Annotated in this window: 19 protein-coding genes and 1 pseudogene; 15 read left to right on the top strand and 5 right to left on the bottom strand. The window is 44.9% G+C overall.

The window, feature by feature from the left end; all coding sequences use genetic code 11:
• Nucleotides 1–81: 81 nt before the first annotated feature.
• The 13 genes and pseudogenes from merR1 (at nt 82) to CA600_RS05010 (ending at nt 9472) form a co-directional block, all read left to right on the top strand.
• Nucleotides 82–478 (top strand): annotated as a pseudogene (gene merR1 / locus CA600_RS05065) (mercury resistance transcriptional regulator MerR1).
• A 24-nt stretch (nt 479–502) separates the two neighbouring features.
• Complete coding sequence (locus CA600_RS05060) at nt 503–955, top strand: putative iron-sulfur cluster-binding metallochaperone (protein WP_084781433.1); 453 nt, start codon at nt 503–505, stop codon at nt 953–955.
• A 195-nt stretch (nt 956–1150) separates the two neighbouring features.
• The gene (locus CA600_RS05055; RefSeq protein WP_049868159.1) at nt 1151–1582 is read left to right on the top strand and encodes an arsenate reductase ArsC; all 432 of its coding nucleotides are present in this window, start codon (nt 1151–1153) and stop codon (nt 1580–1582) included.
• 14 nt (nt 1583–1596) lie between these two features.
• On the top strand, nt 1597–1920 hold the full coding sequence (locus tag CA600_RS05050) for an ArsR/SmtB family transcription factor (protein ID WP_049868158.1): 324 nt from the start codon (nt 1597–1599) through the stop codon (nt 1918–1920).
• A 17-nt stretch (nt 1921–1937) separates the two neighbouring features.
• Nucleotides 1938–3350, top strand: a complete 1413-nt coding sequence (locus CA600_RS05045; protein ID WP_094869224.1) for an arsenic transporter — start codon at nt 1938–1940, stop codon at nt 3348–3350.
• 29 nt (nt 3351–3379) lie between these two features.
• Nucleotides 3380–3805, top strand: coding sequence for an arsenate reductase (thioredoxin) (gene arsC / locus CA600_RS05040; RefSeq protein WP_094869223.1), 426 nt, complete (start codon nt 3380–3382; stop codon nt 3803–3805).
• A 10-nt stretch (nt 3806–3815) separates the two neighbouring features.
• Nucleotides 3816–4286 (top strand): ArsI/CadI family heavy metal resistance metalloenzyme, encoded by a 471-nt coding sequence (locus CA600_RS05035; protein ID WP_049869721.1) that lies wholly within the window; start codon nt 3816–3818, stop codon nt 4284–4286.
• Between the two features lie 3 nt (nt 4287–4289).
• A complete protein-coding gene (locus CA600_RS05030; protein WP_094869222.1) occupies nt 4290–4733 on the top strand; it encodes a protein-tyrosine phosphatase family protein in 444 nt (147 codons plus the stop codon).
• Nucleotides 4734–4837: 104 nt separating this feature from the next.
• Nucleotides 4838–5287 (top strand): MarR family winged helix-turn-helix transcriptional regulator, encoded by a 450-nt coding sequence (locus CA600_RS05025; RefSeq protein WP_094050813.1) that lies wholly within the window; start codon nt 4838–4840, stop codon nt 5285–5287.
• Between the two features lie 51 nt (nt 5288–5338).
• Nucleotides 5339–6394: a flavin-containing monooxygenase gene (locus tag CA600_RS05020; RefSeq protein WP_094869221.1), complete on the top strand. Its 1056-nt coding sequence runs from the start codon at nt 5339–5341 to the stop codon at nt 6392–6394.
• 35 nt (nt 6395–6429) lie between these two features.
• Nucleotides 6430–6609: a hypothetical protein gene (locus CA600_RS31125; protein WP_179281536.1), complete on the top strand. Its 180-nt coding sequence runs from the start codon at nt 6430–6432 to the stop codon at nt 6607–6609.
• A 33-nt stretch (nt 6610–6642) separates the two neighbouring features.
• Nucleotides 6643–7443 (top strand): arsenite methyltransferase, encoded by an 801-nt coding sequence (locus tag CA600_RS05015; protein ID WP_094869220.1) that lies wholly within the window; start codon nt 6643–6645, stop codon nt 7441–7443.
• A 634-nt stretch (nt 7444–8077) separates the two neighbouring features.
• Nucleotides 8078–9472, top strand: coding sequence for an MATE family efflux transporter (locus CA600_RS05010; protein ID WP_094869219.1), 1395 nt, complete (start codon nt 8078–8080; stop codon nt 9470–9472).
• A gap of 54 nt (nt 9473–9526) precedes the next feature.
• Here the strand turns inward: CA600_RS05010 and CA600_RS05005 are convergent, their stop codons facing one another.
• The 4 genes from CA600_RS05005 to CA600_RS04990 all read right to left on the bottom strand — a co-directional run bounded on the left by CA600_RS05005 (nt 9527) and on the right by CA600_RS04990 (nt 14038).
• Nucleotides 9527–10867, bottom strand: coding sequence for an FAD-dependent oxidoreductase (locus CA600_RS05005; protein ID WP_094869218.1), 1341 nt, complete (start codon nt 10865–10867; stop codon nt 9527–9529).
• Between the two features lie 176 nt (nt 10868–11043).
• Complete coding sequence (locus tag CA600_RS05000; protein ID WP_094869217.1) at nt 11044–11799, bottom strand: SDR family NAD(P)-dependent oxidoreductase; 756 nt, start codon at nt 11797–11799, stop codon at nt 11044–11046.
• Between the two features lie 153 nt (nt 11800–11952).
• Entirely contained in the window at nt 11953–13320 is a 1368-nt protein-coding gene (locus tag CA600_RS04995; protein ID WP_094869216.1) for a sensor histidine kinase, read from the bottom strand.
• Entirely contained in the window at nt 13298–14038 is a 741-nt protein-coding gene (locus CA600_RS04990; RefSeq protein ID WP_094869215.1) for a response regulator transcription factor, read from the bottom strand. Before CA600_RS04990 ends, CA600_RS04995 begins: the two co-directional genes overlap by 23 nt.
• Nucleotides 14039–14196: 158 nt before the next feature.
• On the opposite strand from CA600_RS04990, the gene CA600_RS04985 reads away from it, so the two are divergent.
• Complete coding sequence (locus CA600_RS04985; protein WP_094869214.1) at nt 14197–14844, top strand: hypothetical protein; 648 nt, start codon at nt 14197–14199, stop codon at nt 14842–14844.
• Nucleotides 14845–14979: 135 nt separating this feature from the next.
• On the opposite strand, the gene CA600_RS04980 is transcribed toward CA600_RS04985, so the two are convergent.
• Nucleotides 14980–15918: a DMT family transporter gene (locus CA600_RS04980; RefSeq protein ID WP_094869213.1), complete on the bottom strand. Its 939-nt coding sequence runs from the start codon at nt 15916–15918 to the stop codon at nt 14980–14982.
• A gap of 140 nt (nt 15919–16058) precedes the next feature.
• On the opposite strand from CA600_RS04980, the gene CA600_RS04975 reads away from it, so the two are divergent.
• Nucleotides 16059–17402: an aminotransferase-like domain-containing protein gene (locus CA600_RS04975; RefSeq protein WP_094869212.1), complete on the top strand. Its 1344-nt coding sequence runs from the start codon at nt 16059–16061 to the stop codon at nt 17400–17402.
• The last annotated feature ends 112 nt before the right edge of the window (nt 17403–17514 follow it).

The raw sequence follows: 17514 nt of genomic DNA, 5'->3' as shown, positions 1-17514 counted from the left end.
TTCTTTTTAATTAAAGAGGAAGAATATCTATTTGACCCTGTACTTAAGTACAGGGTTTATACTACGTGTGAGGTGAAGCAAATGCAGTTTCGTATCGGAGAACTTGCTGATAAATGTAACGTTAACAAAGAAACTATCCGGTATTATGAACGAATCGGTTTAATTACAGAACCTTCTCGTACCGATTCAGGCTACCGAATATATCCAGAACAAACAGCCGATCGTATAACATTTATTAAACGCATGCAGGAATTGGGATTCGTATTAAATGAAATTGACAAATTGTTAGGTGTTGTTGATCGGGATGAAGTAAAGTGCCGCGATATGTATGATTTCACTGTTCAAAAAATAGAGGACATCCAGCGTAAAATTGAAGGCCTCCGAAGAATTGAACGGATGTTGGTAGACCTTAAAGAAAGATGCCCCGAAAACAAAGATATTTAGTGAATGCCCCATTATTAAAACAGTGATGAATTAAAGACTGCACAAGGAGTGATACAAAATGCATAGCTGCTGTCAAACTTCCACTGATAATCCAACAAAATCAATTCAATGCCCTGTTTGTTACCAAAAGGGCAAAACTATTCAATTGATTACGCTCAAATCATTGCTTCAACCAACCGCGTTAGAAACAATATACCCTGAATTAACTTACACTTTTTGCGCGAATTCATCTTGCGAAGTTGTCTATTTTAGTGATGAGCAGACATTTGGCAAAGATATGCTCAAAGTTTCGGTGTTCCAAAAAGACGCTGCATTGGAAGTACCCGTTTGTTACTGCTTCGGATGGACAAGAGAACGCTTAATACAAGCCGTTCAGGAAAATCAGAATCCAATTGACCATATAAGAGAACAAATTCAAGCTGGTCGCTGTGGGTGTGAGGTTAATAACCCACAAGGAGCCTGCTGTTTGGGCAATGTCACGTCATTCATCCGGAGCCTTGACAAGATCTAATTTCTTGTCAATCTTACGAACCTCTATATCGTTTCACCCGGTGAAAATTAATCGAAAACATCGCAGTTCCTTCCCCGGCGGCTGCTTTTTTCTTTTTCAACGTTAATACTGCGATAACAATTGGCATGTAAAATCATATTTGAAATAAGCAAATAATTATATGGCTATTTACAAGGGGTAGGGGAGTGTGGGAGAATGAAACGGGATGTTACGCGGATTTATTTCCTTTGCGGGCAAAATCGGTGCCGAAGTCAGATGGCCGAAGCCTTTGCTAAGTTTTATGGCGGGGATCATGTGGTGGTGGAGAGTGCCGGATTAGAACCATCGAAAGAAGTGCATCCTTACACCGTTGAAGCTATGCGCGAGGTAGGCATCGATCTTTCCCAGCATGTTTGCAAAAAAATCGATATGAAATTTTTTCTAGCGTCGAATGCCATCGTCAAGTTGTGCGAACAAATTGTAGAACGCTGTCCTATCGTACCGTTTAAGATCATGAACGTCGAGTGGAACATCCCCGACCCGTTGGCTGTAGACGGCGGCAACCTGGAAGACGTGAAGAGAGCGCGTGACGAGATTCGGGAGAAAGTAATCGGGTTGTTAAAAGGGATGGACATTCCCGTCGCTTAAAAGGAGTGAAGCAGTTGAGCAAACTAGAAGAAGTAGCGGATGCCTTGAAGCTATTGGGGGACCGGAACAGACTCACTATCGTAGCCTTGTTGCAGGTGAAGGAACTGTGCGTGTGCGAGATCGTGGACATTTTGAAAACGAGCCAGCCCAATATCAGTCAGCATATGCGCAAGCTGCGGGACGGGGGCCTGGTCAAAGAGTCTCGCAGGGGACAGTGGGTTTATTATTCGCTCTGCCTGGAAGACAAGCCTTATATTTTGGATATTCTAAAAGAAATTCCTTCGCAAGCGGCGCTGATTGAGCCTGCCGTTTGCGAAACCAATGATTGCTGTACGTAGTTCAGGAGGAAGCATAAATGGTTTATGTGGCGATTTTCATTTTCTTGGTAACGTTGCTTTTTGTCATTTGGCAACCGAAAGGATTAAATATCGGCTGGTCGGCAAGTGCCGGAGCGATCCTAGCTTTGCTCTTTGGTGTGGTCAGCTTCGCGGACGTCGGCACCGTAACCGGTATCGTGTGGAACGCTACCTTGGCGTTTGTGGCCATTATTTTAATCTCACTGGTGCTGGATGAAATCGGATTTTTTGAGTGGGCTGCATTGCATATGGCGCGGCTGGCACGCGGAAACGGCCTGCTCATGTTTGTATTTATCATCCTGCTGGGATCGGCGGTTGCCGCCCTGTTTGCCAATGATGGCGGGGCCTTGATTATTACCCCGATTGTACTCGCCATGGTCCGGGCACTTAAGTTTGATGAAAAGATGATCCTGCCGTTTATTATGGCCAGTGGGTTCATTGCGGATACGGCATCTTTACCGCTTGTCGTCAGCAACTTGGTTAACATCGTATCTGCGGATTATTTCAACATCGGTTTTGCGGAATACGCGAGCCGCATGATTGTTCCGAATTTCTTTTCCGTCATTGCGAGCCTCATTGTGTTGTATCTGTATTTCCGGAAGAGTATCCCGAACACTTACAATCTTAAGCAACTGAAAAAGCCGAAGGAAGCCATCAAGGATATGCGGCTATTTAAGTTATCTTGGGTCATTTTAGCCGCGCTGCTTGTTGCGTATTTTATCAGCGAATTTTTCTCGATCCCTGTATCCATTATTGCCGGGGTTGCCGCGATTGCCTTTTTGTTCGCGGCGAGAAAAAGCCCTGCGATTCATACCTGGAAACTGGTAAAAGGCGCTCCCTGGGCTGTCGTGATCTTCTCTATCGGCATGTATGTGGTCGTTTATGGCTTGCGCAATGCCGGACTTACGGATGCACTGGGCAGCGTCATTCAAGCGGTCGCAGACCAAGGGTTATTTGTGGCTACCGTAGGTATGGGTTTTATTGCAGCCATCCTGTCGTCCATTATGAACAACATGCCCACGGTCATGATCGATGCGCTGGCCATCCAAGGCACGCAAACCGATGGGTTCATTCGTGAGGCGCTGATCTATGCGAATGTGATCGGTTCGGACTTAGGACCGAAAATTACGCCAATCGGCTCACTGGCAACGCTGCTTTGGCTGCATGTCCTATCCACGAAAAACGTGAAAATCAGATGGGGCTATTATTTTAAAGTCGGCATTTTGTTAACCATTCCTACGCTGTTCATTACGCTCACCGGTCTATATGTATGGCTTTATCTTATCCAGACGCTACAGGTGAATGTATGGTTATGTATCGCGGTGATCGTGATCGTCCTAGTGGTAGTTGCAATGATCATGAAGACTTTTATGAGAAGTAAACAAGCGAAAAGAGTTCATCAAGGCGATTAACGAATTGAAATCAAAGGAGATTGTTCACCATGGAGAAAAAACCGTTAATTTATTTTTTGTGCACCGGAAATTCTTGCAGAAGCCAAATCGCGGACGGGTTTTTAAACGCACTTGGCAGCGACAAATATGAAGTCAAAAGCGCAGGTCTTGAAGCACACGGACTAAATCCGCGTGCGGTGCAGGTCATGCAAGAAGCTGGCGTAGATATTAGCAAAAACACCTCCGATGTGATCGATCCGGACATTTTGAATCGCGCCGATTATGTCATTACCTTGTGTGGCCATGCCGACGAGCATTGTCCTGTGATCTCCAACAAGAACGTAACGAAATGGCATTGGGGTTTTGATGATCCGGCAAAAGCAACCGGAACGGAAGACGAAATCATGAACCAGTTCCGCACCGTTCGCGATTCGATTAAGAGCCGGATTGAACAATTCGTCAAAGAAGGGAAATGAGGTGGCGACGATGATCAAACGAATGCATGTTGCTTTAAACTGTACGGAGCTGAACAAGTCTTTGGAGTTCTATCGCGCTTTTTTTGGGGCAGAACCGAGTAAGGTTAAAGATAACTACGCCAAATTCGAGTTAGAAGAACCGGCGCTTCATTTTTCGCTCAATGTACGTCCCTTCGAACAAAAGGGTGTACTGAACCACTTGGGATTTCAAGTGAATAATACGGAAGAAGTGCTGGCCATGGGGGAGAGGCTTCGTCAAAGCGGACTGCTACTGATTGACGAGATGAATACCACATGCTGCTATGCGGTGCAGGATAAAGTTTGGGTGTATGATCCGGACGGCAACGCTTGGGAGATTTTCTACACAAAAGAAGATTCAGAATTCGAATCCGCCGGAGAAGCCAGGGATTTGTCCCTGTGCTGCGCGCCGCCAGCGGCCCCGGTTCCGATTGAGTTTGGATCGTTTAAAAAAGGAGTATAGTCCATGGCGTCTGAAAAAACCTACCATGCTTTGATTCCTGATAAAATTTTTATGGGCGCGGCAGCCGATGTTGAATCGATGGTAAAAAATGAAGGTATCGACGTGATCGTGGATCTGCGCGGCGAAGCGACGGATTGCGCCTATCCAGCGGCGAGTGCGGAATGGATTCAAATTCCGTTAGCAGATCATGCTGCTATGCCGCAAGAAAAAGCCTTCGAGCAAGCGATCCAGGCCGTCACCGAAGCTTTTCATCAAAATAAGAAAGTGGCTTTTCATTGTGGCGGAGGAAAAGGACGGACAGGTACGGTAGCCGCTGGCACCTTACTTGCTTTGGGATTAAGCGATACGCTTGACGAAGCCGAGGCCAAGGCAAAGAGCATTCGCAACATCATTGATATTAAGCCATCACAGAGAGAATCTTTGCACCAACTATATCCCGGTAAATAAGCAAGCAAGAGACCACTCAGCCGAGTGGTTTTCTTTTTGTGTGATTAAAAACATTTGCATTTTGCAAATAAATATTGTATAACTAAAACATGAGGTGAATCACAGTGGAAAATGTTCGCGAACTATTTCAGATCATGACACGCCGTTTTGGGTTTCTCAATAAAAATTGCTGCTCCGCCGGTGGCTGCGATATTTCCTTAGTGCAAAGCCATATTCTTTACGAGATCGATCGTCAGCATCAACCGTCCATTCAGCAGGTAGCCGAGGCGTTAGGAACCGATATAACGACCTTTAGCCGACAAATCCAATCGTTAATCAAAATGAACTTAGTGAAAAAATCGCCCGATCCCAACGACCGAAGGGTATATGTGCTTTCTCTCACGACAGAAGGCAAATATGTAGCCACAACGATTGACCAGCAATGTAACGCTTATTTAGCAGAGATTTTCTCTCACATGAACGATTTTGAAAAAGAAACGGTCATTCGCTCCATTAAGCTTTTGAATGAAGCGATGTCAAAATCCAGCTTATGCTGTTCCACCCCCATCGGGTGATTTCTTTTCTCTTATACTTGCAAATTGCAAATAATTAGGAGGGTAATGGGTATGAATGAGGTATTGGATACGATTGTCATTGGAGGGGGGCAGGCGGGTCTTGCTTCCGGTTATCATCTACAGAAGAAAGGACTTCGATTTCTGATTTTGGACGCGAGTGACGAGGCGGGCGGTTCGTGGCCGCGTTATTACGATAGTCTCAAACTATTCTCCCCGGCACGCTTTTCGTCGATGCCAGGTATGAAGTTCCCCGGCGATCCGAATGGCTATCCCAAGCGTGATGAAGTCATTAGTTATTTACAGGATTACCGGGCAAATTTTCAATTGCCGGTCCGAACCAATCAACGCATTGCATCGGTCGAAAGGGATGGAGAAGGGTTTGCGGTCCGTACGACGGCAGGGGATACCTTTCGGGCGCGCACCATCATTAATGCGACCGGCACCTTTCACAATCCCTATACGCCAGTTTTGCCGGGGCAGGAGGCGTTTCAAGGCCGCACGCTTCATTCCTCCGAATACCGAAATCCGGAGCCATTTCGCAGTCAGCGTGTAGTGGTGGTCGGGCGCGGCAATTCTGCCGTACAGATCGGTGTTGAACTGGCCGAGGTGAGCAAGACGTCTTTAGCTGTACTCCGGCCGGTCCAGTTCGTGAAACAAAAGGTATGGGGCCAGGATGTGCATTTTTGGATCAAACTGATTGGGTTTGACACCTTTCCATTTTGGCGGTTCGGGAAAACCGCGCCGAGTTCAAGTGCGGTGAACGATTCGGGCGGGTACAAAGAAAAAGTAGCGGCAGGAAAACCGGATCAACAACCGATGTTCACGTCCTTTTACAAGGATGGCGTCATTTGGCCGAACGGGACAAAAGAGCCGGTGGATACGGTGATCTTTGCGACAGGCTACCGGCCGCATCTTCCCTACCTTCAAGCGATTGGCGCGCTGGATGCGGAAGGAAGGCCGTTACATCAAGCAGGCATAAGCGACGTTCCGGGGCTTTATTATGTTGGGCTGGAAGGGCAGCGTTCCTTTGCTTCTGCTACCTTAAGGGGGGTGGGGCCGGACGCGCAGTTTGTTGTTAAAAAGCTTTTGCATCATCTTAAACACTGAATGCTTACATTTTTTGATAAAAGGATGGGACCGACTTGAACCTCAATTGGTTTGCTGCGGAAATGCTCATGAAACAACACCAAAGGGAAATCGAACGATCTGCTAGAGAAGCGTGGAAATGGTCAGAAGCTATGCCAAAGCAATCGGCCCGATTCTTTAACCGACGGCCAATCATTCGTGCAACACCAACGACCTGCTGCGCTGCGAGCTGCTGATGAATGTATAAAAAAACTAAGGAGTGATCTTTCATGAATCAAGTGAGTAATGATCAAATTCGTCAAAACGTTCGGAATCGGTATAAGGAGATCGCCTTACAGGACGTAGGGGCGGGGTCCTGTTGTACGCCAGCGTCAGCTAATGCTTGCTGTGAGTCGCCCGCGGCCGTTTCCGCTAAAATAGGCTACTCGTCAGAAGAACTGACAGCCGTTCCGGATGGGGCGAACCTTGGCCTCGGCTGTGGCAATCCGCAAGCTATTGCCGCTTTGCAACCGGGAGAAGTCGTGCTGGACCTGGGCAGCGGCGGCGGGTTTGATTGCTTTCTTGCCTCCCGTCAGGTGGGCGCTTCTGGCCGCGTCATTGGTGTAGATATGACACCGGAAATGGTTAGCCGCGCTCGCGAAAATGCCAGTAAAAGCGGATTTACCAATACGGAATTTCGGCTGGGAGAGATCGAGCATCTGCCGGTTAGGGACCACTCGGTGGACGTGATTATTTCGAACTGTGTCATTAATCTGTCCCCGTCGAAGCAGCAGGTGTTTGACGAGGCGTTCCGTGCGCTGCGTAACGGGGGCCGACTGGCCATATCGGATGTCGTGGCAACGGCCGATTTTCCGGAAGAAATCAAGCAGGATATCGACCGTATCTATTCGGGGTGTATTTCCGGAGCTTCTTCCATAGGCGAATTGGAGGCCATGCTTGCGCAAAGTGGTTTTACCCATATTGAGATCGAACCAAAAGACGAATCCCGGACGTTCATCAAGGATTGGATTCCTGGCGCAAATGTCGAACAATACCTGGTGTCCGCCGCGATACGTGCCATCAAGCCTTGAGCCATGACGGGCCGAACTGTTGCAGCTCAAGTTGAGCGAACATGTTCGGCATAAATAATAAGGCGCTGTCGGTTAGCTGGCAGCGCCTTCGCCTTTGCGCGGGATTGTGAGTTACTATTAAATGTCTTGTGGAATGTGGCTGATCAGAGAGTCAAGTATTGTTTAGTAGATCATAAAAGGGACCGTCACAATTAGCGGCCCCTTGAGTAATTAACTGTGGTTTTAATTGCTCCGCTAAAATTTGCCGATGGTAGTGGAGCAGGGCTAATTCGAGTGTCGTTCTCTCCGAGTTCTCTCAAACGTCCAATTTTGCTCACTTTTTGATGAATTCCCGAGACGCGATGTGGCACTAGAGAAAGGCGATGTGAAACGCCGAAACCTCTTGATTTTATAGGCTTTTCGCGGTTCTTTGGTTCCCCTGAATGGACATGATTTCCGTTTGGTTCCCTTTAGCGTGCGCGATTCAGGTCCGTGTGGGTTAATCCCCGTGGAGGTTCGAGTCCTCTCGACCGCATACCTAAGTGCTTATAAATTAGCTGTACTTTTGAATTGCTCTTCAACCTGAAGAGCCTTTTTCTATTTATAAGGATATTTCAAATTTGGATAACTCTAATGTAAAAGAAGTGAAGCGAAGATGGAACCTATTGTAAATGTCAATACGAAGCGAAGTGTGCGGTTTCTTGAAAAATATTTTTCAGGAGAATCGTTAGATTATCGCCATATGATTGCTTTATTTATCCCTATTCTGGTAGATCAGGCCTTTATAGTGGGGCTAAATCTAGTGAATACGGCCATGATCAGTTCGTCCGGTGTGGCGGCTATCAGTGCGGTGAACATGATTGATTCCCTTAATCTTTTTCTCATTAGTGTGTTTATCGCGGTATCAACAGGTGGTACGGTTGTCGTAGCGCAGTATAAAGGAAGCGGCAATAGTCTTATGGTATCAAAAGCTACCGCAGGCGCCACTTCATCGGTTTCCCTTATGGCTTTTGTTATTGGTATGTTTGGCATTCTTTTTCACAATCCGCTGCTCAACTTACTATTTGGAGCGGCCTCGCCAGAGGTAATGCACAACGCCCGAATCTATTTAATTGGGAGCTGCATCTCCTATCTTGGAATAGCTGTGGTAGAGGCAGTTTGTGGTGCTCTTCGAGGAATCGGAAGGACGAGAGCCTCGCTTGCGCTATCGCTCATTATGAATTTAGTTTACGTCCTCTTGAATCTCGTATTTATTAACCTTTTGCATATGGGCGTTCTTGGGATGACCATTTCTATAAATATAGCCCGATATTTGGGTGCGATATGCGCTCTTTATTATTTGTTCCGGATGGACAATGAATTGCATATTCGAATTCGTGACTTATTGGTTGTTCAATTCTCTATGCTCAAAAAAATAATGTTCATCGGTATGCCTTTTGCGGCAGAGCAGATGTTCTTTAATGGTGGTAAGATTCTGACGCAAGTCTTTATCGTCAGTCTCGGTACTTACGCGCTTGCTACAAACGCTATTGCCTCTTCCTTTGCGGGGATTATGCAAATTCCGGGTAATGCGCTGTCTTTGACGATTATTACAGTGGTCGGACAATGTATGGGAAGCAATAATGTTAAGGATGCCCGGAAATTTATTAAATCGTTTCTCGTAGCATCTTCCCTTTCCTTTGTGGTGATGGGATTGTTAGTTATGCCTTTCTTCCATCCGCTAGTGTCGATGTTCCATCCACCTGCAGAGATTGTGAGGGATATCTTCATAATTGTACTTATTAATACAATCGTACAAATACCGCTGTGGTCTGTTAGCTTCATAACACCGTCAGCGCTTAGAGCAGCGGGGGATTCCAAGTTCACATCTATGGTGTCTATGTTGAGTATGTGGTTGTTCCGTGTAGTACTCGGATACCTCTTAGGGATTGTTCTCGATTTCGGTCTACTTGGGGTTTGGTTAGCTATGAACTGTGAGTGGGGAATTAGAGGATTCATATTTCTACGGCGCTTCATGGGTAAGAAGTGGGTTCAGCATCGTGTGATATAGTAAAAGTAAAAGACACCCCGTGTGGGTGTCTTTTTGTTTGCCATGCATGTAGTATTATTCTTCGATCTGTGAGAACAAATCATTCAAAGCTTCACTCATTGTAGGGTGAGTAAAGATATGATCTCTCAGAAAGGTAAAATCTTGCCCTGTTTGTATTGCCATGCTCACGATATTAATCACTTCGCTGGATTCCGCACAGAACAATGTAGCTCCTAGGATTTTATTGGTTTTTGCATCTACAATTGCTTTTAGGAAGCCCTCGGTTTCATTGATTAAGCGGGCACGGGGGATAGCTGCTGAAGGTAACTTAGCGACTTTGATTTCAAGTCCTTGTTCCACGGCGGCTTCTTCACTTATTCCTACTCTGGATAGTGGGGGATCAATAAATACGCTATATGGAACAACGTCACGGTCATTTGTGGTATGGGAATGATCCCCGAAGAGATCATTTCTTACAATTCTATAATCATCTAGTGAGATATAGGTAAACTGTAAACCGCCTTTGACATCGCCGAGAGCCCAAATATGGGGAACAGTGGTTTTTAGAGAAGGGTCTACCTTAATGGCCCCCCGATCGGTCACTTCAACACCGGCGGCTTCTAAATTTAAACCCTCAATGTTTGGTTTTCTCCCCGTTGCAACTAACACAGCATCGACTTCCAACTCTTGAATAGTACCGTCTATAGTATAGGAGATGATGGTTCCGTCATTTACATCCTTCAGTCCTATAATCTTTGCATTCAGTTTGACCTCAATGTTCTTCTTGGTAAAGGTTTGGAGGACGGCGTCCGCGACATCGCGGTCTTCTTTAGGAATGAATTTCGAGGAACCCTCCAGCACCGTAACCTGTGAGCCGAATTGACTGTAGATCGAAGCGAATTCCAATCCAATATAACCACCACCAATGATGGCTAGTTTAGTTGGGAGCTCCTTAAGATCCATAATAGATGTGCTGGTATATACGAACTTACTATCTTGTATCCCATCAATAGTAGGGATAATGGTTTCAGCGCCCGTATTAATGAAGATTTTATCGGCGGTTAAGATTTTCGTCTCACCTGCATCCTTTACTTGGACTTCGTGATCCGATAAGAAGGAAGCTTCACCATTGATAACTTCTATATTCTCGTTCTGATTTAGATTATCGTAATTTTTTTGGCGTAGACTTGAAATAAGCTGATCCTTATTATGGACCGCTTCTATATAATCTTCCCCTTGATGGGCTTGATAAGCTAAGGATTTCGTAGGGATACAGGCGATGTTAATGCAAGTTCCACCGTACATTTTCTTAGAGCGTTCAATCACGGCTACTTTCCATTTTCGATTAGCTAGTTCTGTGGCAAGGGTCTTTCCACCTTTACCGAAACCAATAATAATAGCGTCAAACTTGTTCATTTTAATACCTCCGGGTCACACAGGATGTTTTAGATTATGCATATGCATAAATAGCATGTTACTTTATTATTACCCTAAATCCGAAGGTCATTAAACGAATAATAAGGAGAATTGAAGGCAAAAAAGAGATCTCCAAAAAAGGAAATCTCTTAGTCATTCATAGGATAGAGTATAATTTATCGTAATTTAATCGATCCCCCATCGACCATGATCGTTTGACCCGTAATATAGTCGGAATCTTCGCTAGCTAGGAATACTGCAACACGGCCGATATCACTTTCCAGCTCGCCCAGTCTTCTCAAAGGGATCTTCGAAATCATGCTTTGGTAGTACTCTGGGTTCGCTTCTGCCCACTCCATCATGCCAGGTGAATTAGCGATAGGAGAGATGAGGTTTACATTGATCCCGAATGGGCCAAATTCATTGGCGGCTACACGAGTAATTCCGCGGATGGCTTCTTTTGCGGCCGCATAGGAACCTTGATTGACATCGCCATTAATCCCAGCGCCCGATGAAAAGTTTATGATTTTCCCTTTAGTTTCTTTTAAATAAGGTAGTGCGGCTTGCATGAAATAGAAGGTAGGATAGAATCCGGTGTTAAAAGATAAATCCAAATCCTCCTGTGTCATTTCTTCGATCGAACTCATTCTAGATGCATGTGCATTGTTGACCAAAACATCTATTTTTCCAAACTTCTCAGCCACCTGCTGTGTAATACCTGAAAGTTTATCGTGCTCCATTAGATTGGCTTGAATGAAGATTGATTCAGGTTGATATGCTTGTAATTGCTTAATGGTTTGGTTACCAGCTTCTTCGTTGAGATCGATAATAACTACCTTGGCGCCTTCTTTAACAAATGCCATGGCCATTCCTTTACCGATACCGCCAGCTCCACCTGTAATGATTGCAACTTTCCCTTCGAGTCTATTCATGTTGACATCTCCTTATTTGAAAAAAATGTTGCCGCATGTCCAAACCCTTATCTGTATTAAGGGATAATTGTTCTTCTCCATACTTTACCCAAATTAGTAACTAACTTTACTATGAAGTGAAATTTATATCATTCCCACCTCATGAGTTTAAAATTAATTATGGATAAATAAAGGGAAGCCTATGGAAATTATCGCTCCACCATCTCTACGGTTCCCCGCCGTGATCAGACCTCCGGAGCGCTCGACGATCGCACGGGATATGGCTAGGCCTAATCCTGATTCCCCATCTTTTCCTTTAACAAATCGGTGGAACAGGTACGGAAGCAGGTCTTCTGAAATGCCAGGACCATCATCACTAACGGATAGTTGAACTTGTTCATCTTTAATAAAAGCATGAATGTAGATATGTTTGTTGGCATAACGAGTGGCATTGGAAACTACATTCAGAAGGGCTTGCAGCAGCTTATCTCTATCAGCCCGGATCGTAAGTGGCTTACAATCATCGTAGGCTACATGTAGAGTCAGCCCTTTTTTCATCAAAAGAGGGTTCATACGTTCAATCGTTTCTACGACTAAATCATCCAGAGAGATCTCGCTAGATCTAAATATATCCTCTTCACTATCCAGCTTGGCAAGTAGGGTCATCTCCGTAACGAGTTTCTTCAGACGACTACTCTCACTCATAATAATATCCAGACCTTTATCGATGCCTTCCCCTTCGAAGACGCCATCCTTGATCCCTTCAGCATAACCAGAAATAGACATCAGGGGGGTTTTTAATTCATGGGAGGCATTCTGGAAAAATTGCTTCTGCACGTGGTTAAATCGATTCAATTCGCCAGCCATGTCATATACAGATTTAGCAACAGCGCCAATCTCTCCACCAGCTTTAATCAGCTTAACTTCTGAGAAGTGGCGTTCTTTTACCTTTTTCAGCTCTTGCTGTAGCTTCATTAGAGGTTGGATTAGTTTTTTTGTGATAAATAGAGCAAATAGGAACATAAATGCGCCTGCTGCACCGAAAACGATCAGTAGTCTTTTGAGCAACGCTTGTTCAATCGTTGTAACTGCGCTCATGGGTGTTAGCAGAGTTAGCGTACCTATCGGCGTGGCTTTCACTTCTGTTATATATCTGGTATCTGTTCCATTCCAAATGCTCTGGAGATCAGAGGTCTGACCTGCGACAAACTGCGAAGTGGAGTCTAACGTGATCGAACTCATATTCGATGAGGTGGACAATACTTTTCCTGTCTCATCGCTAAGAATGGCTTCGACGTTTGCTGCGCCTACAGAGGAGGGCATGAACGCAGGCAATGTACGGATTTCAGTCTCTATATCGGCCCTTTGTGCACTCTCTTGAATCATAGTGGCTGACATGGCTGTACCAAGGGTTCGTAATTCCGCCTTTTGTGTTCCAACGAAATGATTGAGCAGCACGAAGTGGATCACGAAAGCGGTAATAGACAGGAGTAACACCAATACAATGCTAAAAGCTAAATTAATCTGATGAGCTAGCTTCATTGATTTCCACTCCTTCCTCAATACGCATGCGATAGCCATGTCCCCACACGGCTTCAATCGGCAGCAGATCCAGCTTTTTTCGCATTCGTTTAATTAAATGGTCTACGGCACGGTCGCTCCCGAAATAGTCATCGCCCCATACATGAGTTAGTAGCTCATCTCTTGTAAATGCGCGATTCGGAGAAGTTGCGAACACTTTTAGAAGGGTGAATTCTTTGCTAGTGAGTTCAATCTCCTTTCCATGCCAGAACACTCGTCTTTCATCCAATAATAACTGTAGGTGGCTAACCTCAATTTGCGTAGATAGGTGTGGGCTACTAATTGCGGGTTCCACAGGATTACTCATTTTATACCAGCGTTGTAACTGGCGTTTAATGCGAGCAACTAGCTCCCGGGGGCTAAATGGCTTGACCAGATAATCATCACTGCCAAGCTCTAAGCCTAATATTTTATCCACTTCATTATCTCTTGCGGAGATCATAATAATGGGTACCTCGGCTTCATTGCGAATCCGCCGACAAAACTCGTACCCGTCCATGCCAGGCAACATTACGTCGAGCACCCACATATCGGGTGGGCTTGTCTGCCATAAGGTCCATGCTTCCTCAGCGCTGCCAAGGCCAATCGTGCGGTAATTTTCTTTTTGTAAATAAGCTTCTACAAGATTACGTATATGTTGATCATCGTCTACTACGGCAATGAGATAGTTGGTATTCATTTCGTTACCTCCAGATTATTCTTCTACAAGTATATCAATCTGCAGGTGGGTATAGGGGTCTGCCATCGTTTTTCCACAAATTAACCAATGTTATGCCACACCCCTTTTGTATGCTTGGACTTGTAAGATCATTCAAATCGACGAGGAGTGTTGTATTTATGAATCAACAGATGTTATTTAAAAAGTTAGCGTTGTCCGCCCTACTAGTGTCCGCAGTTGCCGCACCGACTGCAGTGAACGCAGCTAGTGAAGCTAAGGATCAAAGCGCGAAATCAACAAAAGCAGCGGTGGTTACTCCAGCAACGAGTGGAGCACTTTCTGTAACCTTAACTAAGATGGATTGGGTAGATCCTTTGGAGCTAGCTAAGACCTATGCACCTAATACCCTAGAAGATTGGAAGAAAACTTTGGACGAATATTATAAGAATGCTGGATTCAGTGTGACCGGAGCTACCGGGCTTGTGCCTGCGCAACCGGTGGAGGGAGTTCAATTCACAAAAGAAATTTTATCCGACGATGCTCTGCCAGTGAGTTATATTGAAGCGGGCCACAGTGCTCAATTAGTATTGCCTGATGATATGGAGCGGGATACCGAATTCACTACTACTTCCATTAAAGCTGTAGCAGCGACTTCAATAGCAATTTCCATGGCAGACCTTAGTGAAGCTGATAAAGCCTTTTTCAAAGCTCAAGAAGATCTGAATAGTGCAGCTAAATCCAAGGATGCCACCGTGATTAAGGAAGCTCTGGCTAATCTGTTGGACCATTATAAAGAGAAGATCAAGGATCTAGAAACAGCTAAGTAACAGCAATTAACGCGGCTGGGTACAAAGTTGAGATATTGAAAAGGTAAAAGTATAAAAAGACACCTCGAGGGGTGTCTTTTTTTCATGATACGAAGAATGGCTAAGCAATAATTCCTGCAAATCTGCAGGTTCCCTCTAATCCAACTCAATTCCACTCTTTACTTGAAGCCTAGCCTTTTTGCGCCAATTCACTCCGATTACCCCGGCGATAATCATCACGGTGCCGGTCCAATGGTACCATTCCAGTTGTTCATTCAGCAGAAGCACACCGCCGAGAATAGAGACAACCGTCGAAAGACTGCCGAAGATACTCACGCGGGATGCTTCCATTCGAGATAATGCGTAGTTGGAAAGGAAGGAGGTCACGAGGGAGGAGAGTACCCCAAGATAGATCATGGAGAATATGAATTTAGGCTCCTGAAAAGGTGTGAAATATTGATTCAAGGTTCCTGCCGAACCATGCTTAATGATGGAAAGTCCATTGAAGAATATAAACCCGAATAAAGTGATCATATAGGTAAGTTCCTTGGGACTCCAGGTACGTGTTAGCTTTCGGGCTGCGACGTTATAACCGGCAAGGGATAATGCTGAGATCAGTATGAGTAAAACTCCCCAAAGACTAGAGGAAGATATACTGACACCCGGAATGGCAAAGATAAGAATAATGCCCGCAACCGAGATTAGTGTAGAGATCTTCTGAAAGCCGCTCGTAGTTTCCTTCAAGAACAACGTCGCCAAAATGATGGTGAAGATAGGCATGGTCGCCTGAATAATGCCTGCTACAGATGAGGTTGTATGCAGAAGCCCGAAGGCTTGAAGCGTAAAATACAACGAAGGGTATAGTAGAGCAAGTGGGATTACCACTGCTGCCTTGGATATTCCGAACTTCACCCGCCGCCACCCTGGAAATGTAAATAACGAAGCGGCAAGGAAAGATAATGTGAAACGGTGAGCTAATGTATCGAATGGGTCAGAGACGGTTAAGGCCATTTTTACAAATATAAAAGAAAATCCGACAATAACAGCATTCAAGACCGCAGCTATGATCGCTTTTTGAGTAGAAGATTTATTCATCAGTATGACCTCCAAAGTGTTGCGCGCATTTAGGACCGGTCCTGTTATGCTCTTTATTCTAAGGCTAGAATAGCTATGCTACAATGTAATTATTGTTCATCTGTACCGGTACAAATTAGATTCGGAGGAAGGTGAAGAGGATGTATAAGTATTCGGAAATAATCAATGATCTAGAATTACAAATCGTTGAAGACACGTATCGAGAAGGCGACAAGCTACCCTCTATTCGGGAACTAGCACTTCGTTATGATTGCAATAAGAGCACGGTGATTCGTGCACTCCAGGACCTTCAAGATAAACATCTAATCTACGCAGCTTCAAAGAGCGGATATTATGTCATGAAACGCAGTGGACAGCGGAAAGAGGAAGGTTCGCACTGGATCGATTTTACGGCATCTGCACCAGACCCTGATATTTTTCCATATCTGGATTTTCAACATTGCATCAATAAAGCGATTGATATGTACCGTAAGGATCTGTTTATCTATGGAACACCGCAGGGGCTGCCGTCTCTTATCCGTGAAATGCAGCGACAACTGGCTTCTTATCAGGTATTCGCTGATCCAAAGCAGATTTTTATCACCTCTGGTGTGCAGCAGGCCCTTGGACTCTTGACCCGTATTCCTTTTCCGAATGGTAAGGAGCGAGTATTGATTGAACAGCCGAGTTATCCTTTGTTTATGGAGTATTTGAAGACATATGAAATCGAGGCAGAGGGGATACGGCGTTCGGATGATGGGGTGGATTTGGATGAATTAGAGCGGTTATTTAAAACTGGTGAATTTAAGTTCTTTTATACCGTTCCACGGTTCCATAATCCGCTGGGCGTTTCCTTTACACGAAATCAGAAGAAGGCGATTGCCCAGCTTGCAGCTAAATACGATGTGTATATCGTAGAGGATGACTACATGGCAGATTTGGAGCAGGATGCGAAGCAAGATCCGATCTATGCCTATGATAATACATCACATGTTATTTATTTAAAAAGCTTCTCCAAGATTATATTCCCAGGTCTGCGCGTTGGTGTGGCCGTACTTCCCGAGGTGCTCTGTGGGTCCTTTAACCGATTCAAAAGACTGATGGATATAGATAGCTCTATGTTGTCGCAAGCTGCGCTGGAGTTGTATTTGAAAAGCGGGATGTTCGAGCGTCACCGAAAAAAAATGCGTTCCTGCTACGGAAAAAGATCAATGCTCCTCCACGATTCGATTATGAAGGAGGCAAATGCAGCGTCTGAAGAGCATTATTCCTATGTTCCAGCCAGTCAGCTAGGTGTTCATACTTATCTGAAATTGGAGGATAACCTTAGAGCAGAGCAGATGATCAAACGGCTGCAAAAAAAGTCCATTCGAGTGGAATTGGCGGATAGCGGTTACCTTTCCTATTTTGCAAAAAAAGAGAGGATTCTAAAGCTCAATGTATCTAGTGTAAAAGAGCCTGATATTTCTTCTGGCATTGCCCAGGTCATTCGAGAAATACGCTGAAGTAGCATCTTATGGATGCTATAAGCCTTCAATATCATCAGAGACAATCTTTCCCTCAGTCCTGCCCCAATCCTCCATTCGAATTAATTTTTTTGATTCTCCTCTAACAGGA

The organism is Paenibacillus sp. VTT E-133280 (genome assembly GCF_002264385.1).
GTDB lineage: Bacteria > Bacillota > Bacilli > Paenibacillales > Paenibacillaceae > Paenibacillus_AQ > Paenibacillus_AQ nitricinens.
This window is presented reverse-complemented; position numbering and strand designations above follow the sequence as displayed.